Source organism: Pseudomonas sp. RW3S2 (assembly GCF_014268955.1).
Classification (GTDB): Bacteria; Pseudomonadota; Gammaproteobacteria; order Pseudomonadales; family Pseudomonadaceae; genus Aquipseudomonas; species Aquipseudomonas wayambapalatensis.
Genome location: NZ_JABWRM010000062.1, coordinates 1 through 219 on the forward strand (window position 1 = coordinate 1; position 219 = coordinate 219).

Consider the following 219-nt stretch of genomic DNA (forward strand, 5'->3'; position numbering starts at 1 on the left):
GTCCCCTTCGTCTAGTGGCCTAGGACACCGCCCTTTCACGGCGGTAACAGGGGTTCGAGTCCCCTAGGGGACGCCATTTATTCCCGCGTTTTGCGGGGTTGAAAGGCTCATTCGACTGTTGAGTGAGCTTTTTGTTTTGTTTCGGGGCTATAGCTCAGCTGGGAGAGCGCCTGCATGGCATGCAGGAGGTCAGCGGTTCGATCCCGCTTAGCTCCACCA

At 57.5% G+C, this 219-nt stretch carries 2 tRNA genes; both read left to right on the plus strand.

The features are described from left to right. A tRNA-Glu gene (locus tag HU748_RS26230) sits at positions 1-76 on the plus strand. Between the two features lie 67 nt (positions 77-143). Continuing rightward, positions 144-219 (plus strand) — tRNA-Ala (locus HU748_RS26235).